The following is a 24,147-nucleotide window of genomic DNA, read 5'->3' on the forward strand; positions in this document are numbered from 1 at the left end:
TACAGGGCTTACGCACACCGAAGGCAGAAACCGAGGGCAGAAACAGGGTTTCTTCGTAGATATCTAGTTGGGAAACGAAGGAATTTCAGAGAAACCCGGTTTCTTTGCATAACTCCTAATGATAAATTTCAAACAAATTCAATATTGCTCCAGTTGGTAACAGAATTCATAAAATTAGGAGGGTTTATGGAAAAGTTAGTTACTCTCAATATTAGTGGGGAATTTGACAAGGGTTTTGTCGTACAGGCAGAAGTCCGGCAAGATGGAGGAACCACAAAAAATCAAGCTAATTTGGCCATTGCGGGTGCATCAGGGAAGTTACCACCACATATTGAACTATTAGAACAATATCGTCATTGGCAAAGCTTATACAAGAATTTAGAGGAATTTTTTCCTAGCCGGTTAAGTAAGACAGGTGGTTGGACGAATGCTTCTGATAAGGATGAAGCTTTTGCAGCTTGTAGAAAGGCGGCTAAGTTATTAGCGGACACCTTAAATAATTGGTTACAATCGCCCGATTTTCAATCAATAGTCAATTTACTCCTTAATCATTTACAAGACTCAACCAGCACCAGAATTTTATTAGCCACAGAAAATCACTGGTTGCGACGTTTACCTTGGTATGAATGGAATTTATTAGAGCATATTCCTAACGCGGAAATTGTTTTAGCTTCTCCTAAGTTTAAACAGGTTAAAGGTTCAGGAAATTCAGGGAAAAAAGAGAAAGTTAAAATTTTAGTCATTTTGGGAGATAATGCGGGAACAGATGCGGATGAAGCCGTCATTCAGAAATTAATTCCTGATGCTGAAATTTGTTGGTTAAAAGAACCTCAACGGCGCGATTTAGATGCACCTTTATGGGAGAAACAATGGGATATTTTATTTTTTGCGGGTCATGGAAAAACAGAGAGTGATGGAAGTATCGGCAAGATTAAAATTAATTCTCAAGACTGGTTGACAATTGATGAAATTAAGAATCATCTCAAAAGGGCTATAAATAATGGTTTAAAGTTAGCAATTTTTAATGCTTGCGATGGGTTAGGGATTGCCTATCAATTAGCAGAAGGAGAAGATTTATATTTACCGCAAATTATTGTGATGCGGGAGATTTTACCGATAGCGATCGCCCCTAAATTTCTCCAACATTTCCTAAAAGCTTATACTCAAGGTTTATCCTTATCTGCCGCTATCCGTGATAGTCGAAAACGGTTACAAATCTTAGAAAGTGATGTTCCCTGTGTCAGTTGGTTGCCTGTTTTATGCCAAAATCCAGCGGAAATTCCGCTACGTTGGCACGATTTAGTAATTCCCCCTAATCCTTATCAGGGTTTATCGGCTTTTCAAGAGAAAGATGCAGCCTTATTTTTTGGGCGAGAAACTTTTACTAAGCAGCTTGTCAAAGTTGTGGAAACTGAAAAACTGGTAGCTGTTATTGGTGCTTCTGGAAGTGGGAAATCTTCTGTTGTCTCTGCGGGTTTAATTCCGGTATGGAAAGCTGAAGCTACAGAAATATTACCCCGTTTTGTAGTCAAAATTCGTCCGGGTTTTCCCCAGAGTAATCCTTGGGAAAATTTAGCAGAAGAATTAGGAAAAATCTTACCTTCTTTAACTGAAGATAGAATAAAATTTTTAGAATTAGTGGTTAATTTAGAAGCCAATGAACAGGAATTAACTAAAATTCTAACTCAGATTGTACAAACTAAAGTCGAAAAATCTGCTTGTAAAATTTTATTAGCGATCGATCAATTTGAGGAACTTTATACTTTATGTCCTTCTGATAAATGTCAATCATTTTTATCCGCTTTAGTGTATGCGGTTAACCATGAAGCGGGTTGGAAAATTGTTTTAACTTTACGCGCTGATTTTTTACCTCAAGCGTTAGACTATGAAGCGTTAGGGAAGATTTTAAACCAGGGTGGGAAAGAGTTGATTACGGCGATGACGGATGAGGAGTTAATAGAAGCGATCACTCTACCTGTAAAAAATTTTGAGGTGGAATTTTCGGAACAATTAATCAATAAAATTATTCAGGATTATCGAAAAAATTCCGGTCATTTACCGATGTTGCAATTTGCTTTAGAGGAATTGTGGAAACAGCAAAACTATGGATTTATTTTTTTAGAAAGTTATGAAAAAATGGGTGGTTTAACTAAAATTTTAGGAAATTATGCTGAGAATATTTATCTAAAATTAGGGGAAGAGGAAAAAGAGCGATCGCGCCAAATTATGACACAGTTAGTACAACCAATTACACAACAAAATCCTGGGGAAGTCAATCGCATCGTTACTCGGAAAATAGCGACTATTGAAGATATTGGTAAGGAAAATTGGCAATTAGTAACTAAGTTTGCGGATCAACGTTTAGTGGTGACAGATGAGGAAAAGGGGGCTTCTGTTGAGTTAATTCATGAAGTTTTAATTACTGCTTGGGAACGTTTAAAAAATTGGATTGATCGGGATTGGGACTTTCGGCGCTGGCAAGAACGGTTACGCGACGATTTGATTAAATGGGAGAGGGAAAAGAAAGATGAGGATTTGTTAGACGGGGGGTTATTAAAAGAGGCTGAAAGTTGGTTAGAACAACGGGGGAAACAAATTTCTGAGAAGGAAAGGGGGTATATTGAGAAAAGTCAGAAAAAACGCGATCGCCAACGTCAACAACTAATTTCTGGGTTAACTGCGGGTTTAGTAACTGTTTCTTTATTGGCTATCGGTGCTGTTTGGCAATGGCGACAAGCCGAAATCACCAAAAGCGATGTTATTGTTAGCTCTGTGTACATAAGTTTGAGCCAAGGGAAAGAGTTGGCTGCGCTGATGCAAAGTTTACGGGCAGGAGTATTAGTTCAACGTCTCAAAGCGGAACCCTCAATTGAGTTAGTAGGTGCTTTGCAAAAAGTAGTTTTAGAGGTAAGAGAACGTAACCGCTTGGAAACTCATAGCAGTCAGGTTTTGAGTGTCAGTTTCAGCCCCGATAGCAAAACCTTGGCTTCTGGCAGTGCTGACAACACCGTCAAACTTTGGGATGTCTCCACCGGCAAGGAAATCCGCACCCTCCAGGGGCATAGCAGTGCGGTTTATAGTGTCAGTTTCAGCCCCGATGGCAAAACCTTGGCTTCTGGCAGTAATGACAAAACCATCAAACTCTGGGATGTCACCACCGGCAAGGAAATCCGCACTCTCAAGGGGCATGGCAATATGGTGTTGAGTGTCAGTTTCAGCCCCGATGGCAAAACCTTAGCTTCTGGCAGTGGTGATAACACAATCAAACTCTGGGATGTCACCACCGGCAAGGAAATCCGCACCCTCAAGGGGCATAGCAATCAGGTTTTGAGTATCAGTTTCAGCCATGATGGCAAAACCTTGGCTTCTAGCAGTCCTGACAAAACCGTCAAACTCTGGGATGTCATCACCGGCAAGGAAATCAGCACCCTCCAGGGGTCTAGGGTAGTCAGTTTCAGCCATGATGGCAAAACCTTGGCTTCTGGCAGTGATGACAACACCATCAAACTCTGGGATGTCGCCACCGGCAAGGAAATCAGCACCCTCAAGGGGCATAGTGATGGGGTTTTGAGTATCAGTTTCAGCCCCGATGGCAAAACCTTGGCTTCTGGTAGTGACGACAAAACCATCAAACTTTGGGATGTCTCGACCGGACAGGAAATCCGCACCTTCAAGGAACATAGCAATCAGGTTTGGAGTGTCAGTTTCAGCCCTGATGGCAACACCTTAGCTTCTGGTAGTGATGACAACACAATCAAACTCTGGGATGTCTCCACCCCCACGGAAATCAACACCCTAAAGGGTCATGGCAATCTAATTTTCGACATCAGTTTCAGCCACGATGGCAAAACCTTGGCTTCTGGCAGTGCTGACAACACAATCAAACTCTGGGATGTCACCACCAACAAGGAAATCCGCACCCTCAAGGGGCATCGCAATTTTGTTTATAGTGTCAGTTTCAGCCCCGATGGCAAAACCTTGGCTTCTGGCAGTTGGGACAACACCATCAAACTTTGGGATGTCACCACCGGCAAGGAAATCCGCACTCTCAAGGGGCATGGCAATATGGTGTTGAGTGTCAGTTTCAGCCCCGATGGCAAAACCTTAGCTTCTGGCAGTGGTGATAACACAATCAAACTCTGGGATGTCACCACCGGCAAGGAAATCCGCACCCTCCAGGGGTCTAGGGTAGTCAGTTTCAGCCCTGATGGCAAAACCTTAGCTTCTGGTAGTGATGACAAAACCATCAAACTCTGGGATGTCACTACCGGCAAGGAAATCCGCACCCTCAATGGGCATAACCGATTAGTTACGAGTATCAGTTTCAGCCCCGATGGTAAAACCTTGGCTTCTGGCAGTGATGACAACACCATCAAACTCTGGGATGTCGCCACCGGCAAGGAAATCCGTACCCTCAAGAGACACATCAAGAACGTTTTAAGTGTGAGTTTCAGCCCCGATGGCAAAACCTTGGCTTCTAGTAGTGAGGATAAAACCGTCCAAGTCGAGGATGTCACTACCCCTGATTCCAAAATTTTGAGTATCGGGGGGTATAGGTATGAGGTTTGGAGTGTCAGTTTTAGCCCCGATGGTAAAACCTTGGCTGTTGGGAATGAGGACAAAGTGGATTTATGGAATTGGAATTTTGACGATTTATTGGTGCGCGGTTGCGATAAGGTGCGTGCGTATTTGCACAACCCCAGTGCCAATGTCAGCGATAGTGATAGACACCTCTGTGACGGAATTAGTAAAGACTAATAAAAGAGCAAATAAAAATGAATTATTAGCGACAGGGTGCGATTGGTTAAAAGATTATTTCGTTACTCGTCCAGAGGAAAAACAAAAGTTAAAAGTGTGTCAAGATCATCCCAAGTCTAAATAAATTAGGACTTACGCAGGGCCAAAGAAACCGGGTTTCTCACATTAATTTATTTAATCACCCGAAAAGTTAGATTAATTCTGGGCTGAGTCGATTTAGCCGTTTTCGGGACATGATGCTGCCAAAACTTCTGAGTACCACTCCCCATCACCAAAAAATCACCATCACTTAAATTCAGTTCAATTTTGTTTTGATGATCGTCCCTACGTCTAAAAATAAACCGCCTGGTTTCTCCCAAACTCAGAGAACCAATTACCGCACCTTTGGCTAAGTCGTGTTCATCATCACTATGCCAGCCGATATAATCTTGACCATTGCGATATAAATTCAGCAGAACTCCATTAAACTGAGTATTAACTAAAGGCTCGATTTTTTCTTTGATTTGTAATAGCGGTTCATTCCAGGGTAAGGGCTGCATGGTCACACCGGAATAGGTATAAGCCTGAGTTCCATAATAAGCGGTTAACCGAGGCTGAAGCACCGATTTGCCAAAGATTTTTATCGGTTCTTCTTTCCAGGCTATTTGATTCAATAATTCGGTAAAGAGTTGGTGACTTTCTGGAGGTTGAAATAGGCCGGGATAGAAAATTACTTCGGCATTATTCAGTTCTAGGTTTTGCTCCTGGGGATTTGAATTGATATTAGGCATGGGATTATCCTTAGAAACCGGGTTTCTTGAAGAAACCCGGTTTTCTGTAAATCATCAATCAGCTAGATCTATATTATAGTATTAATTGGCTAAAATGACAATGATTTCATCACTTCCACTATCGGGCTAATCAGCTTCCAAGTGACCACCCCAAAATCAGGGAATGAAAGTCAAGAATATAGGAGATAAAACAATGGAACCGGAATACGATCTGTCAAAAATGAAAAAAAGACCGAATCCTTTTGCTAAACAGTTAAAAAAACAGGTCACTATTTCTCTCGGAATTGATGTGATTGAATATTTTGAAACGATGGCTCAGGAAAAAGGTATATCTTCTCAGGAACTAATTAATTTTTATTTGCAAGACTGCGTTGTTTCTAAGCGGCAATTATCTCTGAATTAGCCGAAAATATAGGCGATCGCGGATGCTAAGGTGGGTTTGCACGTCGTCTGGATAACCGACGAACTCCTCTAAGGGAAGAAACCGGGTTTCTGCTCAGGGACTTTTGGGGAAAACCAGATATCTCCAGAAACCCGGTTTCTCAAGGAAACGCGATCGCGCTTTTTTCCCAAGACAAGAAACCGGGTTTCTAGTTAGGGACTGTTGGGGAAAACTAAATATCTTTAAGAAACCCGGTTTCTGACTCAATGGAAGTGCGATCGCTTTTTTATGGACTCAATCCCAAACTTAACCTCACTTCTTGCCGGACTTCTTTGCAAAACTTTAATGCTTGACGTGCTGTATCCTTATCAGCAGAAGCCCCTGGATAACGATAAGCAACCGCAAAAGCAGTTAACGCTAAAAGTTTCTGGCGAAAAATATCATAATTAGGTTCAACAGGTAAAAGTAAATCCAATAAAAATGTCAAATTATGAGTTTTACTAAAACTAATTCCCGCTTCTTGTAAACGCCCTTTTAGATATTTCTCAACACATTGTTGAGCGTGAAAACACGCCGCATCATAGTTGGGAGATTTCCTCGCTCGTAATTCCCGCAAAGCCGTAGTAAAATCCCCTTCAGCTTTATCAACTCATTCAACTGTTAGCGGATTCATAAATCACCTTTCCTTTTTCTATAATTTCTCGCAAGAAAAAATCATTCCAGGCTAGGCGTTGCTCAATCTCTACAGGAGTTCGCACTAACAAATCTATGGCAAACTTTGGTTGAACTTTATTTAAAATTTCCCAAGTTTTGCGAAAATTGCTCCCTTTGTATGGCAAAATCACTAGCAGATCTACATCCGAGTCATTTTGAGGGTTTCCATAAGCATAGGAGCCAAATAAAATAATTTTTTCTGGCTGAAATCCATTGACAATAGCCTGACTTAATTGCATGATGTTATCCCTTTCTATCATACTCAATTAATGCTCCTTTATTGATTTTTTTGTAATTAAGACCAGTCTCAAATAGGAATAAATTGCATTTTGTTTAATCAATCTAATTGATTCTAGCATAATTGTAAATTTTGTCAAGATCGTCGCAAGTTTAAAAGGTTGTAATTCCTACCAAAAGCAGTCCGACTCCCAGTTGTTTTTTTTGCCATTTCCTCTCTCGTTCTTTTTCCTACCTATCGGTAGTAAGAGAGAAAAGATTCATTCATAGAGTGACCAATGCCTCCCAATTATATCAACCTTCTTTCCCAACTAATAGCCAGACATGATTTTAACCAAAATAACTTCCCAGAAGCAAGCCATTTGCAGCCAACTGCAACAGCCGATTTGTGTGAGTTTTTAGGCGAAGAGGTTATTTATCAGACAATCGCGCCTGCTATAACTCCTAAGCTCTACAAAATTCCTCAAGACTTGCCGCCTTCAATAATTTCTGCTTTGCACAGCCAAGGCATTCAACAGCTTTATTCGCACCAAATTAAAACACTTAAAGCCGTGCGCCAGGGCAAAGATGTCATCCTCAGCACAGCAACAGCTTCTGGCAAATCTTTAAGTGCGTACTTGCCTATTTTAGAGGGCATTCTCCAACATCAATTTACTGCACTCTCTATTTATGGTTTGAAAGCTTTAACAGCCGACCAAAGTCAAAAACTTGCCGATTTGCTCCAACTGATTCCTGAGCCTGCGCGCCCGCGCCTTGCCCTTCTAACTGGGGATACTCCTCCCAAAACCCGAGAACAATTATTAGCTGCAAACCCTAGCATAATCAGCGCAACACCAGAGTTAATTCACTATGCGCTGAAAGGCGTTCACTGGAGTCAGCCTTGGCAGCATTTTTTAAGTCGCCTCCGCTATATTGTCCTAGATGAAGCTCACACTTTTAACGGAGTTTACGGAGCTAACATGGCTAGCTTAATTCGCCGATTAAAATTGGCAGTAGACGAGCGCGGAGGTTCTTCTCAAAAACTGCAATTCCTGATGTTAAGTGCTACCGTTGGCAATCCCGTTAAATTAGCGAAGTTACTATCTGGTAGAAGTCGAAAGCGAAATATCAATAAACCCGAGCGGTTAGTTTGGATTAACTCTAGCGGAGCTGCTGTCCCAGAACGGCAATTAATTGTTACTAAACCCACTCATGATGCTAATTCCGATGTTGCTCGCATCATTATGTTTTTGTTGCAGCAAGGGAAAAGCGGAATTTGCTTCGGTAACGGCAGACAAGCAATTAAGAACTTGTGGGCAACTTTTAAGCAAGAAGCTATAGCTCAAACTAACTGTGGAATTGAGTCGCAAGTAGCAATTTTCTACGGCAGTTTAACAAGCGAGCGCCGCATGGGAATTATTAACTCTTTGCAGTCAGGAACAGTTAAGTGTATCCTCAGCACCAGCGCTCTCGAAGCGGGAATTGATTTGCCTCAACTTGATTTTGCTATTATTAGGGGATGGCCGGGAAGCTTGCAAGCTTTCAGGCAGAGGGCTGGCAGGGCCGGTCGGACAAAATCCGGTTTAATTGTCTTCATTCCCATTGCACAATCACCTTTGGATAACTATTTTGCCGAGCGCCCTGAATTGTTGCTGTCGGCCGAATCTGAAGTGGTGAGCTTTAATGCCAATTATCCCATAGATATTGCCAAACATTTGATGTGCGCGGCTGTCGAAACAGGCATTCCTGCCAATAAGCTCAAGCACTACTTTGGCAAGAACGCTCATATAATTGCAACGGCTTTAATTGAGCAAGGTGTTCTTCACAAAAGCCGGGATAAATTATGGGCTAAAGGCTTTCCGCATAAAGATGTAAACTTTCGAGGGGGAACGGGTGCTAGCACGATACAACTGGTGGATGCGGATACTCAAGAAGAGATTGAACTCCTCAGTGCGGAGATTGCTTATCGAGAGGTATTTCCTGGTGCTATTTACCGCACGCAAAACTCAGACGGCTGTTTGGTGACTTATACTTCGCGCTCGCTCTTGAATGGCAAAGCTATTTTGCAAAACACCCCTGAAACTCGACTGTTTACTGTAGCGATTAGCCACACTCATACCAGCCTCAAGCAGAATTTGAGTTTGCCTCAACAAATCCCGTTGGTTATTCCAGAAGTTGAAGGAAATGTTCAAACCAATTCAACGGATAGTAATGCAATTCCAGCTCAAGCTATTCTGGAACTGGTTTGGGGAGAAATTAGCCAACTCGTCACTGGTTATCAATTATTAACTCGCAATTACGAGTTAACTTGTCTCAATAGAAAGTGTGTCAATTACAAAGAGCATTTACCAAAATGTACTGCCTGTCCTGTTTGTGGCAAGAGAACTCGCTCTGCTGAGCTAACATCGGTTCTTAATGAGGTAAACTTTGAGCAACCTTACGAAATAAAATTTGCGACTCCTGTACTGCAAATTAGTTTTAATTCCCCGGTTGAATGTTATCTGCAACAGGTAGTAACAGCTACTCGCCAGGAATTGCTTCAATCTCAACAGGAGATTCCGCCCGGATATCAGCAGTTGTGGGAGTACCCCGCGAATTTGTTGGCTATTCACAGTTTCGGCCATCAAATTTTAGCAGCTTTACCTCTGACTATTTTGGCTTCAGCTAATGATGTGAATTTTGTGGTAGAGAAGAGAGGTGCAAATGACTATGCAGGACTCTTTTACGATTTAGCAGAAGGGGGTTCGGGAACCTCGGAAGCTATTTTTCGTTCCCTCCCTCAATTAGCTCATGCGGCTGCTGAGTTAGCCCGCAGTTGTTCTTGCAGTTCTGGCTGTCCTAAATGTTTGATTCAGTCGGGATGCCCTGATGGTAACAAAGCTTTACTCAAGCAGGTGGGGCTGCTGCTGTGCGAAGCATTTTCTACTCCTCAAATATCAAAATAATTGGTGGAATAGACGGCTGAGAAAGGGAAAGGGGGAGAGAGAAATAGGGAAGAGGGGAGTGGGGAATAGAGTGTAGCTTTTTTAAAACAAAAAAGCTACGCTCTATTCCCAATTTGTTTTTACTGTTTTTATTAAACAAGACGCTGCTTGCATCAACATAGAATTGTGCGAACCGCTACTGCGGTTTTTAGGGGTGCATTTTTCAGACTTATACTCATGAAAAACAAGCTTGTCTTGCCAATCATTGACTCCAAAATTAGAGAGTCAACACTGTTACATTTCAGAAATCAACCCTATAAACCAAAGAAAAAGCAAGCTTTAATCCCCAACCTAAAACGAGATTTAAAGCATGGCTGGCTTTTAACAATTCTCGCACAAATAGACCGATGTTTATGGGGAAGGTGGGATTATTGGGCTTTGTGTCAAGCTGTCCCCAGTCATGCCTGGATGCGGTGGAAGATGGAGCCAATGCTAGCCCTTCTGGAGAACAGAAAACCCGAAAGCTTACCCAAATTTGTAATTGAGGAAACTTTGCCAGCAGAACCGATTCCCCAAATCGAATGGCAGCATTCTCCTGCCGCAGAAGCCATGCTAGATAACACTCTCAATTGCATTCCTCAACATGGAGAATGGAAAACTTGGTCAGCTTGGGACTATTTGGAGTTTTTCTTGGACTGGGTTTTGTTCGCATTCGGACATCCAGCTTACAAGATTTTACCCAAAGAACCCGCCGGCTGTGAAGGTGCATCAATGCGTCTTTATCAGATGTTTGACCTGTCAATTGTCATGCTGTATCCTGAAGATTACATGGGCCGGCTGCTGCCCCAAATTTGCGGAAAGACTGCTCAAAAAAGTTCAGGGTTTTATCCGACACCCTTAGCTTTGTGTCAGTTCATATCTAAGTTAGTCAGCGGGGATAAGACAGAGCGAATTTCCAGCTTCAATGAACCCGCTTGCGGTACGGGTGCTTTAATGTTAACACAGTCAAATTACTGTCTGAGCGGTATCGGTCAAGATATAGATCCTACTGTGTTAAAATGCGCTTTGTTCCAATTTTATATGTTTTCACCTTGGCTGGCTGTTCCGATTTGGTGGTTGGGTCAAACTGATTTGCTCCTTGGCAATACTTTAAGTAGCGATCGACCTCAATCAACGAACGCCACTTATTGGTATAATGAGTGGTTTGAGCCTGTCGAGTCTCAGGCTAAAAATGATACTGATTGTCCAGTCGAACATGAAATAAGTTCAGGAGAAAGCTCAGAAGTTATTGACTTGAATGAGAAGACATCAATTCACTCAAATTCAGTAGTTCAAGAAGTTGTTAAGGGCAAACGCCGACCCAGAAAGACGACGACATCGCCTCACCAATTTACGCTGTTTAATTTGGACGATTTCTAGTCCAATACTACTTACCAACTGCTGCTTGAAGGATTTGTGCTGCCCAATCTACTACAGCCAGCCCTTGAGTTTTAGCCACATCTTGCATCTGGGCTTGCAGGTGTATCGGGAGCTGTATAGTTAAGGTAAAAGTATCTCGTTCAGCTCGTTTTGCCTTTTTGACTAACTCTGGCTCGATCCATCGATCGAGCCACAATTTACATTTAGATCCTCGTTCGTTACCATCTTTCTCAATAAAGCTTAGTTTGCCTAGCTTTTGACAATAAAAACTGTGAGGGTCGTCTTGAACAGGCTCAAAACTGCAATGATAGCAATTCCAGCAGCTTCGGCATGGAGTTTCTGTCTGACTGGATGTTGCTCCCAATTCCCCAGCATTCTTTTGAGTGGATGCTGAAATTTCACGGTTTGACGGATGATTGGCTGTTTGAGTTCGTTGGTTTTTGGAACTGTTCTCGTTGTTAGACTTATTCCTCGAAATTTTTTTCTGGTGTTCTTCAACAACTTGGGCAACGTGAAAAGCCGTAAGTTTGCCGTTCGGAGCAGTAGAAACGGCTTGGGCCCAAGCCCTAGGCTGCTCTTGGGAGGGTAGTGCTGTTAGAGGGCGAACTTGGCGCTCATTGGCGGGAAGGATTTGTGCGCCATGGCGCACATTTTCGTACACGGTTGCCGCCTCGATCAATTGGTAAGCCCAGCGACGAGACATTTCCCACCGATTAGTGCAATAGTCTTCAAAAGTCGAGAAGTCTTGTCGGTAGAGACGTCGATCCCGGATATGGCGCAAAGCTTGCCCTATTTCCCAAAAAGCTTTCAAACTCCGTTCGACTGTAGCTTCCAAGCTGCTTAATTCTAATGCTTCAGCATCAGTGAGCGTGCTCTGGGCAGACAAATCTTTAGCGTCGGCTTTGTTTAGCTGGCAGTCCTGTGCAACTCTCGCAGTGAGTTCAGCGCTGCGAACAACAGAGAAGTTATGTGCATCAGAACCGCGAACTGTGTTGGAGGATGACATTGATGTTCCGTCCTTCTTGCGCGGTGCAAGATTAAGTATTGCATAATGCAAGAATAGTTGCGTAATCGATTAAGGCCTTGATTGCTCAAAGTTTGTAGAAAGGGGGTAAAATAGCGAAAAACTATCGGTTTCAACGCAGCAAAAAGTAAAATAGTGTACGGTAAAAGCGTCAGTTGACATCCTCCGGGTGCGTTCGTGCACGGGGATTCCAAAGACCGCTCTTTAGGCTTCGTCTTTCCACGACTCGGCTTACACTCGGAGGAGTCTCCTCAGCCAAACTCTTGTCGATGTCTCGCAAGGGCGTTAGTTCCCGTGTGCCCCAGGACTTTAAACCTAAATTTTCGGTAAGCAATTGTGACTGTTAGCTCTGTATCTTCTCTTATACTCGATCGCCAAAAGCGGCTGACTCAGTTGATCGAGCTGCTGCTGAAAGAAGGCTGGACTCAAAGCGCTTTAGCGTCCGCTATCGGAGTAGATTTTTCAACTGTATATCGGTGGTTAAAGGGGAAAACGATACCCGAATCCGATTCTAAGAACTTTCGGCAACTGGCAAAGTTAAGCGGTGGCAGTACCAAGACTCTGCAACTTTATTTGGATGGAGAAATATCCCTATCAGTTTATCAACGCGGTTTGGATGAGGTGGCGATCGGTCAAGTGAGTGGCAGCAAGAGGGTAGGCTCTGAAAAAATTAAAAAAGAAGTTTTAGCAAAGATTTATTCCCTCGATCCAGATGATATTGCCGATATCATTTCTTCATCAGTAGCATTTTTAGCCAAACTTGTATAGTTGGTAACAAGCAGCCTGCACCCTTACGGTTTTCAGTTGAGAAGCCGGAAAAATCACCGTCTCATTCCCCACTCCCCCAATTGGTGACAACTTAAGTTAAGGAAGCATTTGTCAATCAGCAATTACGATCAGAATTGACTCGGATTTTGGCTAGAAAACTCAAATCGGAGCGATCAAAAAATCGTTAAGTATCCGAATCCTGACTCCTGACTCCAGCGATCGGTCTTAAGTTGTCAGCAAAGACTCTCCCTGACTTCTGGCGATCGCCGCTATTGCTCAGTCTTTTATGCTCTGAGCAATGTACCTCCTTACTCTATCAGACCTCAATCAAACTATTCATACTAGCCCACTACAAGAGCCGCCTCTTGTTCCTTCCTATCTGCAAGAACGCTTGCAACTGCTTGTCAAGCAAAATTTAATGGGATTACCTGTCGAGCCAATTCTCAACAGTCACCCCCAGTTCCAGCAGTGGGTTTTCCAACTCAAAGAACTATCGCCATCACTGTTTTTACCGCAGCGCAAACTATTTGTTGACATTCCACTTCAAACAAAACTAGACCGAACAAAAAGGGGAGTGACAGAAGAAAACTCTTCCCCTTCTCCTCCATTCAAAGTGATACAAGTCCGTACAAATGTGGGTTTAGTCAAAGGAACACCCAGACTATTTGAGTGGGCGATTCGCCATCCTGTACTGACTTGGCAAGACCGAGTTAAGTTATGGGTAGCTACCGAATTTTTCGAGATCGAGCCTCACAAGCTGCAACTGATTATTTTGGCACTGCACCCGACTCAACCAGCAGAAAAAGTTCAGTTTGCCTGGGACAGCAAGCAACACCGAAAAACTCAAAATTGGCTTTTGACTACCATTGAACGAGAGACAGAACAAACAGTTGTCAAACTCAACGGTTATCTAACATCTCAACCGAAGGAAGTAGTAACAGCTATCAATTTGGATGAAATTAATTTGGATGAAATCAACGAAGTGTCGATCTAATTTGTTCAGACTGTATGGGTCTCCTGAATTTGTGGTGAAAACGGTAGTGTGAGGCACTCACGCGGGCTTTCCGGCCCGCATCACGAAAATTTTTATTATCACCTAAAACTCAGGAAAACGGACTTTGTTGCCATCCTCCTATCGAGAGACCTCCACTCTCTTCCAGACGAAATTGCCCAGAAGTTAATACTTTTATTCTCTCGATAGGAGGATGACACTCTTTAATATGAGGAAAAACAATATAGTATGGATAAAATGTAGTAGGAATGTTAGCCGTGACTGCAATTACCCCGACACAATCAAAAACAAGCCAACTAAAAACCATCCTGATAGTTGAAGATGACCCGATGATGCAGCTCGGTCTAAAGCATATCCTCAATCAGCAACCCCATTTAACAGTTGTCGCCCAAGCTGTTAACGGTAACGAAGCCGTCAGTGTCGCACTGCAACACCAACCAGACATTGTGCTGATGGACATTGACTTGCCCGGAATCGACGGTATTGCAGCCGCGCAGCAAATCAGAGCCGCACTGCCGCATACTCGGATTCTGATGCTCACCCACCACAGCAATCCAACTCAAGTTATGGCTGCTTTGTCAAGCGGCGCTCACGGTTACTGCGTTAAAGGCACTAACGCAGAACAACTTCTAGCAGCGATTACGGCTGTGCAAGAAGGTGGCAGCTACTTGGACCCTAAGATTGCCGACTGCGTGCTGCAAAATCTCAAAACGCCACTGCCCGATAACTGTGCGAATGACGACATCAAACTGACAGAAAGAGAAATGCAGGTTTTGCAGCAGCTAGTTGAGGGTAGAAGCAATAAACAAATCGCTGCTCAACTAGGAATGAGCGTCCACACCGCCAAAGGTCATGTAGAGATGATTCTAGCTAAATTTGAAGCGAGCGATCGCACCCAGGCAGCCATTAAAGCACTGCGCTTGGGGCTGGTTTAACCGTTAGAATAGAGAAAGTGACATTTTCCTACACCTGTAACCGAGTTACTAAACGGTTCAAAGATTACTGTTGCGGTTGCCATTTTTCCCAAAACTCCCAGGGTTTATGCATATTCTGGAGTGACGGCAGTCGGACTGAAGTAAACGTTAATTTCGCGTATTTAAGAAGTGATATCAATTCCGTTTATACCGGAATGATATCATTTCAAATTTGATAGAAATATGTCATTGCGAGCTCTTAGCGAAGCAATCGCAATCGCTATGATATCATTCCGATGCTGCCGGAAGTGATATGACATCGCGATCGACATTAACTGTTCCTAGTGGAGACAGCAGTTATTCGAGATATTCTTTGGCTTGCACGATAGTGAATAATAATACCAAATCCGGTTGGCTCGGAATGATTTAACCGCGAAGGCGCTAAGGATGCAGAGGAAGAGAGAGAGGAATAATTTCGAGGCCAACGGATTTGATATAAATCGGGTCAGTATTTTTTTTTATTGTTCTCAAATAGGCGTTCGTATTTGATAAATTTTAGTCGCAAAACAATTATAGTTTATGACATCTTGTCAATCTTCAAACTTTGGCAAGGTCAACCAAAACCTCGCTCCTTTTCCCAATTCGCTATCAACACCAATCTCTCCGCCTTGAGCCTCAACAATTTGCCTGCAAATGAAAAGTCCCAATCCCAACCCTTGCCTTAAAGTAACCCCAACTCCCCTCGTATAAGGCTCGAATAATCTTGCACATTGCTGAGGAGAAATTCCGGCCCCATTGTCTGCAACCGTACAGCGAACCATCTTACCTTCCTTTTTAGCTTCTACAGTCAAAATAAACCCAGACTGATTGTATTTAACAGCATTGTCAATCAGATTGCCAAAAACCCGCCAAAGCTGCTGAGCATCAGCATTGACTAAAGGCAAATCTGCTGGAAAAAGCTGCTTTACCTTAACTCGATGCTGGTTGAGAATTGGTAATCTTTCAATAATAATATTTTGGACTAAAGTGGGCAGCGACAGCGGCTTCATGGCTAAAGAAGCACTTTTCACATCAAACTGTTGTGTTGCTGTTAGTGACTCAATCAACTGGAGTTGGCGCGAACAACTTTGCACCATAACCTCCACAGTCCGCCTATCAATAGCAATGTTACTGGCAGCATCATTGAGGCGACTTCGCAGCAGCAGCGACATTCCCGATAGAGGCGATCGCAAATCGTGCGAAACAGCGTGCAACAGCATTTTTAAATTAGCTTCTGCTTGCTGTCTTTCTTGAATTTCCTGGCTTAGCTGAACATTTTGTGCAGCCAATTGCACGTTAGCGCAGCGAAGTTGCTGCTGCAAGCGCTGCATTTTAAGTTGGGCAGATACCCGCGCTAACACTTCAACAGGCTCAAAAGGTTTTATAATGTAGTCAGCACCGCCCGCCTCAAACCCTTTTACTTTGTCAAATACGTCATCTAAAGCGCTGATGAAAATTATAGGGATATCACAAGTAGCTTCAGATGCTTTAAGTTGACGGCAAACTTCATAGCCATCCATACCGGGCATTTTTATGTCGAGCAAAATCAAGTCTGGCGCTTGCAACTCTACTGCTTTTAAAGCTCGCTGTCCACTAATCAACTTCCTGACTTTGTAACCGTTTTCAATTAGCACTTGAGACAGTAGTTGAATGTTAGCTGGAATATCGTCAACAATCAAAATGTCAGCCAAAAATTGTTCAGTTTGCTCCATTATCGATCGCCAAATGACAGATTTTTAAGTTTTTTACGAATATTGTCAACCGCTATTTTTTCAGCCGCGCTGTTCGCACCAGCAGCATTAACAGGCGATTTAACATCAGCCACAGTCACGGGTTCTTCTGGATCGTTCGGATGTGGCAGCAATTGGTAAGCGAATCGAATCCGCTGATCCAGCTCTTCATCTATATTGAGCAGTTTACCCGTCTGCTGCTCTACTGACAAAGCTTTCGCCCGCCTTTCAAGCTGCGGTCTGATGCTGCTGTCCCACAGTTGTTCAGACTCTTTAGCTCGCTTTATGTCGCCGGGCCGCACCGGAATCTTGAGAGGGTAGGGAAATAAAGCTTCCGTCCCCGTTGCGTAGGCCGGTGAAGTGATGACGCACTTGCCTTGAGGAAACCTCAGAATTTCGTCAGGACTAATCAGCGGTTTCTTTTGCAACTGTTCGCTCCAGTTGACAGAACGGCTCGTTTGCTGCCCCGTCGAGCTGCCGGTCGATCGATTTTTTACCAGCACTTCCACTTCCCCGTACCGCTTAGAATATTTTTCGGCTGTCTCAAAATCGCCGGGGTTGAAGAGGACATGAGTTGACAGAGCACTGGCGATCGCCGCCCCTTTTTTATCCCCATAGAGATTATAGAGTTGATTGAGCGATTGAATACCAACAATCGGCACGCCGCCAGCAGAACGATATTCGTTAGCCCACTGATCCATTCTGTCGAACTTGAGAGACGGAAACTCGTCTAAGCAGTACAAAAATGGGTCAGAACGTACCCGACTCAAATTAGACACCACACATAAGTGAATAGCAGCAGCTAACAGTGGCCCCACTACAGTGCGCCACTTGTTATTTAATTTGAAAATAATGCACTTTTTACCTTCTAAAGCAATTGGAATGGTGCTGCGACCAATAAATGCCCGCAGCAAATCTTTTTGAATGAAACTGGAATAGGTTGCCTCTGCGGTTGCCTTAATGCCCGCCACTGTTTTTTCAGCATCTTTTGAACTTAATAACTGCGAAAAACTAGAGGCAATCCACCTGTCCATTTTGAGGGGATGACCGTCGGGTCGGTGGACGGCGTGGTCGATGCGCTTGACCAAATCTGGCAGTTGAATAATTGCGTACACAAAAGCTAAATCCGGGTAAGGACTGCTTTTTGCCAACTGCACTAAACCCTTCGCCATCAATTCGCCTGCTTTCTCAAAAAACTCATTGTCTTTACTCTCCCCCGGACTAGCATTTCGAGCAATAACTTGTCCAATTTCTGCAATCGAATTATTCCTGAACTTTCCTAAGCAGATCCAATGCCGATTGGTATTTAGCCATATCCCCTTGTTCACGGAAAAGTTGTGCAGCTTTTTCTAAGTCTGCAACGGCCCCTTGACGATTTCCCAGTTGAGATTGAGCAATCCCCCTTATTTTGTAAGCGCAGGCAGTACAGATATTATCAGAACTAGGGCGCTTAATTGCCTGAGTCAAATCATCAACTGCTCCCGAATAATCATTCAATTTAAATCTGGTTATCCCACTACTAAGATAAGCCTCAGCTAAATTAGGATTGAGTTGAATAACCCGCTCGAAGTCACTACGAGCATTCTGAAGATTATTAATTTTAAGGTAAGATAATCCTCGGTTATTGTAAGCTTGCAAATCGTTAGATTTCAGCCGAATAACTTGGCTAAAGTCAAGAATTGCATTTTGATATTCTCCTATATTATAATACAGTTCTCCGCGACCTTGGTAAGCTTCTAAATGGTCAGAATTGATCTGAATTGATTGAGTGAAATTAGTTCTTGTATTCTGTATATCATTGAGCTTAATATCATTGCGCTTATAATAAGCTGATGCCCTGAGCGAGTAAGCTGCAAACAAGTTGCGATTCAGGTTAATAGCCTTCGTCAAGTTAATAATTGCTGCTTGTAAGTTTTCAGAGTCGAAGTAGTAATTGCCAAGTGCAAAGTACGCCTCTGCATAGTCAGGCTTAAGTTTAATAGCTTTTTCATAATCAGCTAATGCTTCTTTCTTATTTTTTAATAAAAATTGTACCATACCTCGCTGTACATAACCTTCTGCATAGTCAGGCTTAAGTTCAATTGCTTTTGCATAATCATCTAATGCTCCTTTTGCATCTCCTAACGCATAACGCTCCCCCCCTCGATAGGCATAAACTTGAAAGAAATCAGGCTTAAGTTCAATTGCTTTTGTATAGTCATCTAATGCTCTTTGCCGATCTTTCATGTAATTATTTTTCAGCACTCCTCGGTTGAAATAAGCATACCAATTAGGTTGAATTTCTATGGAGCGAGTATAGGCGGCAATTGCTTCTTTATACCGCTTTTGTTCTCCCAAAACATGAGCTTTCACATTATAGAGCCTACTATCATTAAAGTCAATCTCAATAGCTTTATTTATAGATAATAGTGCTTCTTCATATTGTTCTAATTCTTGTAAAAACATACCTTGCCATCGCCAAGCGGCGGAAAATTTAGGTTCAATAATAGTGACCACTGCAAAAGATGCCAACGCTTCTTGATTTATTTCTTTTGACTTTTGTTTGTTAAGCGATAAGACTAATCCCCGTAAATACCATGCTTGATATAGTTCGGGCTGTATTTTAACTGCCCTATTTAAAACTTCTAAAGCCTCTGCATTTAATCCTATTCTCCACAAGCTATTTGCATAATTTGTTAATTCAATTGGATCTTTAGAAGTATCTAAATCTTTAGAATAATAGGGATTTGTCGTCAATAAAGCTACAAGTATGTTTAGTAGGTCTCGCATCCTTTTTTCTTTTGAGCGAACATTATTTCTGTCTAAACTTAGGTCTAGTAATACAGGATAACCAATTTTAAATTCACCAAGTTTTAATCCTATTTGCGAGGTCATCCCTAAAAATTTACTAATGGGAATACCAAAACTATAACCTAACTGGATACGACGCTGTTGACCAGCCTGATTTATTGTCTCTTCCCCATCAGCTCTTCCGTGAATTCCAATTACTTGTCCCTTAATGTCTAAAACCGGGCCACCACTAACTCCACCTGTTGTTATATTTGAATAAGCCATTTCATACCCATCAGTCAAAGACCCGGAATTTTTTCTTACAAACTCTATAAGATTGGGTTCAATAATTGCACCAACAGAAAATAAACGACTAGGTTGATCACCAGTATTTTTTGAAATTGGCCACCCAGAAACACAGACAAAATTCCAATAATGGTCTTTGTTAAATAGAGATTTACTAGCTAAACTTGCCACTCTATAAGATTGATTGCTAGTAAACTGCAACACTGCCAAGTCCACCCCTGGTAAACGTTTCACAGTGCTATAATCTACTGAATGTCGCCTGCCATCCGGCGTAACAACCTGATATTTTACTGCTTCATCCACGACATGATAAGCAGTCAAAATGTAATAATTATTAGTAAAAAGTCCATTTTGTTTGGCAATAATTGCCCCAGAACCATTGCCATTAGGAAAATCAATACGAACCGTAATCTCTTCCGCAATCCTGTCTAATTCTTTCACTTGATTGGTTTCGACAAACTCAGGCGATAGCTCAACAGCAGTCTTAATTGCTATTCCCCAGCTATAACGGCTCATCTTCTCACGTTCACTGCTATTAGGTTTTGAACCATCCTTAAACACATAAGGATCGCCCCAGATAGGATTGGCAATAATACCATTAATGCCTATTACTTCACCTCGCTGATTTAGAATCGGCCCCCCGCTCATTCCTTTTTGAACATTATTGGTATAACCAATTTGATAGCCATCCTGAAATGCCAGATCTGGCAACAGAGAAACTTCGCCACTTGTAAAAACCAGCTTCTTAGTGTCAGAGACAAATCCAGCGGCAAATACTTGCTGATTCACAGCCAGTGTCGATACACTCATCAACTCAGCTAAAGTGTAATCTTGAGCCGAATTAAACTGTAGCAAAGCCAAATCGCTACGTTTAAAGTTGACATCCTTAACCACATTAGCTTGATAAATTTTACCATCTGGTGTCTGGATGCGATATGGTTCACCAGGAACCAAGACGTGCCGATTGGTTAAGACACTATAAATGTCTTCTTTTTTGCCATTCGCTCCTTTTTGGCTAACCAATATTCCCGACCCGCTAGTCTTGTTTGATAGGACTTTGACAGTAATCGAGCGAGCGATTACCTGTACTTTTTCTGAAGAAAGTTGGTTTGTCAGTGGTTGAGCGCTCTCACTAGGCGCAAAGACAGGAATATCCCATATTCTTGTGCCTGTAATTCTCATTGTCACTGCGCCACCAATACAAGCAGTGGCGAACAATAGACTCACGGTAGTTAAGGTAAGATAACGACGATTGGCTGGCATTTGAGTATCCTGGCTTTTAGTTTTTATCAACAGGAATTTTGCTAAGAAGCTTGTTCACATCAATGTAGATGTCAGAGTCATTAGAACCTTTTTCTTCTAGTGTGCCTGTTCCTAGATGGTCTGACAATAACTGGTGGAGAACAAGTTTAGGGTTTGTTTTTGGCTTTAGCGTCCACAGTAAACGACAAGGGCCGCCGCGTTCTTTATCTTTTACACAGATGGTGTCTAAACCATTCTCTTTACCAGTTGTTATGTAATCCAGGAGTCCCTGATTACTGTAATCCTGAAAGCGGTTCGATACTTCTTCACAGCGTTTTTGTGGTGTATAGTTCACTTTATCCCCAAAGTCAGAAACCCAACGAATCACTGACTTACTCTTTGGAATGCCCCCGTTTGTGGTTTCTTGTGCAAACGTAGTGGGTACATTGTCACGGCTCACACCGCAAATGAAAGTTACCGATTGAGGAGGTTTGATAAGCGTGATACCACAAAACTGTAATATAGCGACTATGCCTGCTAAAGCACCTATAGTCGCTCCTAAAGCAACTAATACCTGGATGAGCTTGACCTTGATATTGCTTGGATTGTTCGTCATCATACTGTTTTGCTAAACTTTAGCTGCACAAAGGATAGGATCTGCGTAACCCTAAGCTTCCGATGAAATCTCTGCTATTTACAGCCACACAACGCACCCTAACGATTCCGCAAATCCGAGTTAGTTTGCTAACGCCAAAAAATAAAGTATAAGGAATTAGCCGCGACTGAAAATGTCTTCTATGTCCCGTGAACCATGCAGAACACGAATTACATCTATTCCATTTTCAATTTCCCGGTAGAACACCACATAGTTCCCAATCGGAAAGCTGTGCAACCCAGCTAACAGTTCCTCACGCCTTCTGCCCAATCCTGGATTACGTGCCAAGGTTTGCAGTTTTCCTTCAACGCGATCTAAAAACTCGTCAGCCCGATCTAAACTATCATCAGCGATGTAGTCCCAAATATCTAGCAAATCCAGTTCAGCACGCGGGCGTTTAACGATCGTGGCCATTACTGCGGTTTCCTCCGCCGACGCTGCCGCGCTTTTGCCTTGATTGCTGGCATATCCAAGGGAGTTGCCTCACCGCTGTCTAGCCCTAGCTGAATTTCCTGCCGCAATTCCTGCAAGCGAGTTTGCTGGGATTGTTCCCGTTCTTTCAACAGGCGCAACCCTTCACGGATCACCTCGCTGGCAGAATAATATAGTCCGCTTGAGACTTTCTCTTGGACATACTGCTCTAACTCCGGTGTCAAAGACACGTTCATGCCTGAGTCCTCCTGTAATTTGGGCTATTCCATTTGGGCTTTAATAACAGGGAATAGCAATTGTTGTTATTATTGCACTAAAAAACTCGCTCTTGTGTACAAGCGAGTTGAGCAATTGCTAAAGTAAATCTCGCGATCGGTCGAAATGAACCAATAGACATCTCCAAAAATGAATCTGAAACCCTTATCCTGCTTAGACTTATCTGTAATTTATGGAGATGTATAATCATGCCCTAAGTGGGTTTCCAACTAATCCGAATCTACAATGATTACCTACAGTTGACCTGGAGAGAGCGATCGTACCCAACATTTTGAGCAAGTTCATTTTTCCAACCGCGATCGCGCTCGCATCGCTGAAAACTTTTTGTGATCGTGCAATGAAACTGCTAACTGCACAAGACATACTCCAGCGTTACTCAGAATACCGGACATATTCTGCATTTTTTATTAATTGTTCATTAAGTCCAAGCAAATCACTTGGTTTGGTGCAAGAACACCTCCAACTTTTATTACTTGCAGCTCTCCGGTTTCGTCGGGATATTGTGCTTTAACTTGGGCAATTGCTGCATCTAAACTAGATGCCTGAGCAATATACACCTTCTCAAGAACACTTAGTACCCAAATAGGTTTGGGCCACTTATGTCGAGGTTGGAGAATTGAATAGTGAATCACTTGACCAGTATACTGAACAATTTGCTCGATCGCAGTTTCCGAACAAAACTCCCTCAATTCTGACTCAATACATTGTTTGAGTTCTTTCGCAGGAATCTGCTCAAAAACTGATTCTAAAAGCATTAATGTTGGTCTTGTCTGCTCTAATTGAGTGTGTTCCTGCACGACTAATGACTCTACGAAATGACTCACCTGGTTGATGATTGAGTCAAAATCTAGCTCCATCAATAAATGACCTAAATACTCCCTTAACAAATTTCTTAGCTTTTCATCAGAGATATTGATACCGCAGGTTTTCAGATAAACTGAAGGTTTATTACCCAAATTCCGACCGCAGCCAACTTCTCCATTAGCTGCATCTTCTGCTTCTATCAGTTCCATCAAGCGCGGATAACTGGTTGTATCATCTATTGTGGATTGGGGCTGGGAGGGAATTGAGTTACTCATTTATCTTTCCTTAATGTTTCAAAGTAATTAAGATTGTCTGGTTCTTCAGGATCTGAACCGCAGTCTAGCAGCCCCACTTTCAACTTTCTATAAAATACTAGCGCACCAGGCAATGCGTGGAAGCCTATCCTTCCTTGGTATCCTAGTTCCTCACTACGAGCGATCGCAAAATCTATCAGAGTTCCACCTACTCCTTTATAAGTGGGAGGATTGCTAATAGCTGGTCGATTCCACGGAGCCGTTGCTAGGGCTCTGACGTAGACCAATCTTCGTCTCAATTGAGACTCAATATAGCAGCGTTTTTTTAAAATATCGATAGTCATTAAACCCTGAGTTATGCCATCACACTCAATGGCATATAGTTCATCTCCCGGTAAAAATTGAGTTCGATAGCTTTTGCTAACCCAATTCCAGTATTCATCTTCTTCTCCACTCCCTCGAAGGGTTGGTTCCCAGAGGGTTGTGGCATCTTCTAAATGCTTCTCAGTAACGGATGTCAGGATAGCATTAACTACCTGTCGATCTCGAACTCGAAGAAGCTGGATAGGGCGATTCAATTGCCAAACCTAATTATTGTGACAACTACATTATATAAGTAGTAGGACATAAATAAACAGTGTGGTATAAAGAAATATTAAGCGATCGACTGTGATGAGCGATCGACTGTGATGAGCGATCGACTGTGATGAGCGATCGACTGTGATGAGCGATCGACTGT

General features: G+C 42.6%; 18 protein-coding genes and 1 pseudogene. 7 read left to right on the forward strand and 12 right to left on the reverse strand.

What is annotated here, in order from left to right; all coding sequences use genetic code 11:
- Positions 1-186 precede the first annotated feature (186 nt).
- Positions 187-4,758: a CHAT domain-containing protein gene (locus AAFP11_RS14140; RefSeq protein ID WP_341737640.1), complete on the forward strand. Its 4,572-nt coding sequence runs from the start codon at positions 187-189 to the stop codon at positions 4,756-4,758.
- Positions 4,759-4,928: 170 nt separating this feature from the next.
- Here the strand turns inward: AAFP11_RS14140 and AAFP11_RS14145 are convergent, their stop codons facing one another.
- Positions 4,929-5,528 (reverse strand): alpha-ketoglutarate-dependent dioxygenase AlkB, encoded by a 600-nt coding sequence (locus AAFP11_RS14145; protein ID WP_341737641.1) that lies wholly within the window; start codon positions 5,526-5,528, stop codon positions 4,929-4,931.
- Positions 5,529-5,691: 163 nt separating this feature from the next.
- Between AAFP11_RS14145 and AAFP11_RS14150 the strand changes: the two genes are divergently transcribed.
- Positions 5,692-5,931, forward strand: a complete 240-nt coding sequence (locus AAFP11_RS14150) for an antitoxin (RefSeq protein WP_341737642.1) — start codon at positions 5,692-5,694, stop codon at positions 5,929-5,931.
- A 265-nt stretch (positions 5,932-6,196) separates the two neighbouring features.
- Here the strand turns inward: AAFP11_RS14150 and AAFP11_RS14155 are convergent.
- Positions 6,197-6,544 (reverse strand): annotated as a pseudogene (locus AAFP11_RS14155) (HEPN domain-containing protein); the annotation flags it as partial.
- 19 nt (positions 6,545-6,563) lie between these two features.
- Positions 6,564-6,863 carry a nucleotidyltransferase domain-containing protein gene (locus tag AAFP11_RS14160; protein ID WP_341737643.1) on the reverse strand — a complete coding sequence of 100 codons (300 nt, stop codon included), beginning with the start codon at positions 6,861-6,863 and terminating at the stop codon, positions 6,564-6,566.
- Positions 6,864-7,139: 276 nt separating this feature from the next.
- On the opposite strand from AAFP11_RS14160, the gene AAFP11_RS14165 reads away from it, so the two are divergent.
- Both AAFP11_RS14165 and AAFP11_RS14170 read left to right on the forward strand, forming a co-directional pair.
- Complete coding sequence (locus AAFP11_RS14165) at positions 7,140-9,785, forward strand: DEAD/DEAH box helicase (protein WP_341737644.1); 2,646 nt, start codon at positions 7,140-7,142, stop codon at positions 9,783-9,785.
- Between the two features lie 216 nt (positions 9,786-10,001).
- On the forward strand, positions 10,002-11,183 hold the full coding sequence (locus AAFP11_RS14170; RefSeq protein WP_341737645.1) for a hypothetical protein: 1,182 nt from the start codon (positions 10,002-10,004) through the stop codon (positions 11,181-11,183).
- 7 nt (positions 11,184-11,190) lie between these two features.
- Here AAFP11_RS14170 and AAFP11_RS14175 read toward each other — a convergent pair whose 3' ends face one another.
- Positions 11,191-12,189, reverse strand: a complete 999-nt coding sequence (locus AAFP11_RS14175; RefSeq protein ID WP_341737646.1) for a hypothetical protein — start codon at positions 12,187-12,189, stop codon at positions 11,191-11,193.
- Between the two features lie 354 nt (positions 12,190-12,543).
- On the opposite strand from AAFP11_RS14175, the gene AAFP11_RS14180 reads away from it, so the two are divergent.
- From AAFP11_RS14180 to AAFP11_RS14190, 3 genes are all read left to right on the forward strand, one after another.
- The gene (locus AAFP11_RS14180; protein WP_333205516.1) at positions 12,544-12,975 is read left to right on the forward strand and encodes a helix-turn-helix transcriptional regulator; all 432 of its coding nucleotides are present in this window, start codon (positions 12,544-12,546) and stop codon (positions 12,973-12,975) included.
- 298 nt (positions 12,976-13,273) lie between these two features.
- Positions 13,274-13,969 carry a hypothetical protein gene (locus tag AAFP11_RS14185; RefSeq protein WP_341737647.1) on the forward strand — a complete coding sequence of 232 codons (696 nt, stop codon included), beginning with the start codon at positions 13,274-13,276 and terminating at the stop codon, positions 13,967-13,969.
- Between the two features lie 275 nt (positions 13,970-14,244).
- Positions 14,245-14,922 carry a response regulator transcription factor gene (locus tag AAFP11_RS14190; protein ID WP_341737648.1) on the forward strand — a complete coding sequence of 226 codons (678 nt, stop codon included), beginning with the start codon at positions 14,245-14,247 and terminating at the stop codon, positions 14,920-14,922.
- A 569-nt stretch (positions 14,923-15,491) separates the two neighbouring features.
- Here the strand turns inward: AAFP11_RS14190 and AAFP11_RS14195 are convergent.
- The 8 genes from AAFP11_RS14195 to AAFP11_RS14230 form a co-directional block, all read right to left on the reverse strand.
- Positions 15,492-16,652 (reverse strand): hybrid sensor histidine kinase/response regulator, encoded by a 1,161-nt coding sequence (locus AAFP11_RS14195; protein WP_341737649.1) that lies wholly within the window; start codon positions 16,650-16,652, stop codon positions 15,492-15,494.
- Complete coding sequence (locus AAFP11_RS14200; protein ID WP_341737650.1) at positions 16,652-17,842, reverse strand: TraM recognition domain-containing protein; 1,191 nt, start codon at positions 17,840-17,842, stop codon at positions 16,652-16,654. The genes AAFP11_RS14195 and AAFP11_RS14200 overlap by 1 nt, the downstream gene beginning before the upstream one ends.
- Positions 17,843-17,933: 91 nt before the next feature.
- The gene (locus AAFP11_RS14205) at positions 17,934-21,008 is read right to left on the reverse strand and encodes a tetratricopeptide repeat protein (protein ID WP_341737651.1); all 3,075 of its coding nucleotides are present in this window, start codon (positions 21,006-21,008) and stop codon (positions 17,934-17,936) included.
- 16 nt (positions 21,009-21,024) lie between these two features.
- Positions 21,025-21,606 (reverse strand): COP23 domain-containing protein, encoded by a 582-nt coding sequence (locus AAFP11_RS14210; RefSeq protein WP_341737652.1) that lies wholly within the window; start codon positions 21,604-21,606, stop codon positions 21,025-21,027.
- A gap of 153 nt (positions 21,607-21,759) precedes the next feature.
- A complete protein-coding gene (locus AAFP11_RS14215) occupies positions 21,760-22,056 on the reverse strand; it encodes a type II toxin-antitoxin system RelE/ParE family toxin (protein ID WP_333058482.1) in 297 nt (98 codons plus the stop codon).
- Entirely contained in the window at positions 22,056-22,310 is a 255-nt protein-coding gene (locus AAFP11_RS14220; RefSeq protein ID WP_341737653.1) for a type II toxin-antitoxin system ParD family antitoxin, read from the reverse strand. Before AAFP11_RS14220 ends, AAFP11_RS14215 begins: the two co-directional genes overlap by 1 nt.
- Positions 22,311-22,757: 447 nt before the next feature.
- Entirely contained in the window at positions 22,758-23,429 is a 672-nt protein-coding gene (locus AAFP11_RS14225) for a hypothetical protein (protein ID WP_341737654.1), read from the reverse strand.
- Positions 23,426-23,986: a hypothetical protein gene (locus AAFP11_RS14230; protein WP_341737655.1), complete on the reverse strand. Its 561-nt coding sequence runs from the start codon at positions 23,984-23,986 to the stop codon at positions 23,426-23,428. Before AAFP11_RS14230 ends, AAFP11_RS14225 begins: the two co-directional genes overlap by 4 nt.
- Between the last annotated feature and the right edge of the window lie 161 nt (positions 23,987-24,147).

This window comes from Microcoleus sp. CAWBG640 (assembly GCF_020883015.1).
Lineage (GTDB): Bacteria > Cyanobacteriota > Cyanobacteriia > Cyanobacteriales > Microcoleaceae > Microcoleus > Microcoleus anatoxicus.

Coding starts and splice junctions, on each gene's coding strand:
- AAFP11_RS14145 (WP_341737641.1), bottom strand. CDS start 5,528: ATGCCTAATATCAATTCAAATCCCCAGGAGCAAAACCTAGAACTGAAT.
- AAFP11_RS14220 (WP_341737653.1), bottom strand. CDS start 22,310: ATGAACGTGTCTTTGACACCGGAGTTAGAGCAGTATGTCCAAGAGAAA.
- AAFP11_RS14140 (WP_341737640.1), top strand. CDS start 187: ATGGAAAAGTTAGTTACTCTCAATATTAGTGGGGAATTTGACAAGGGT.
- AAFP11_RS14185 (WP_341737647.1), top strand. CDS start 13,274: ATGTACCTCCTTACTCTATCAGACCTCAATCAAACTATTCATACTAGC.
- AAFP11_RS14195 (WP_341737649.1), bottom strand. CDS start 16,652: ATGGAGCAAACTGAACAATTTTTGGCTGACATTTTGATTGTTGACGAT.
- AAFP11_RS14200 (WP_341737650.1), bottom strand. CDS start 17,842: ATGGCGAAGGGTTTAGTGCAGTTGGCAAAAAGCAGTCCTTACCCGGAT.
- AAFP11_RS14165 (WP_341737644.1), top strand. CDS start 7,140: ATGCCTCCCAATTATATCAACCTTCTTTCCCAACTAATAGCCAGACAT.
- AAFP11_RS14150 (WP_341737642.1), top strand. CDS start 5,692: ATGAAAGTCAAGAATATAGGAGATAAAACAATGGAACCGGAATACGAT.
- AAFP11_RS14170 (WP_341737645.1), top strand. CDS start 10,002: ATGAAAAACAAGCTTGTCTTGCCAATCATTGACTCCAAAATTAGAGAG.
- AAFP11_RS14175 (WP_341737646.1), bottom strand. CDS start 12,189: ATGTCATCCTCCAACACAGTTCGCGGTTCTGATGCACATAACTTCTCT.
- AAFP11_RS14210 (WP_341737652.1), bottom strand. CDS start 21,606: ATGATGACGAACAATCCAAGCAATATCAAGGTCAAGCTCATCCAGGTA.
- AAFP11_RS14225 (WP_341737654.1), bottom strand. CDS start 23,429: ATGAGTAACTCAATTCCCTCCCAGCCCCAATCCACAATAGATGATACA.
- AAFP11_RS14205 (WP_341737651.1), bottom strand. CDS start 21,008: ATGCCAGCCAATCGTCGTTATCTTACCTTAACTACCGTGAGTCTATTG.
- AAFP11_RS14215 (WP_333058482.1), bottom strand. CDS start 22,056: ATGGCCACGATCGTTAAACGCCCGCGTGCTGAACTGGATTTGCTAGAT.
- AAFP11_RS14160 (WP_341737643.1), bottom strand. CDS start 6,863: ATGCAATTAAGTCAGGCTATTGTCAATGGATTTCAGCCAGAAAAAATT.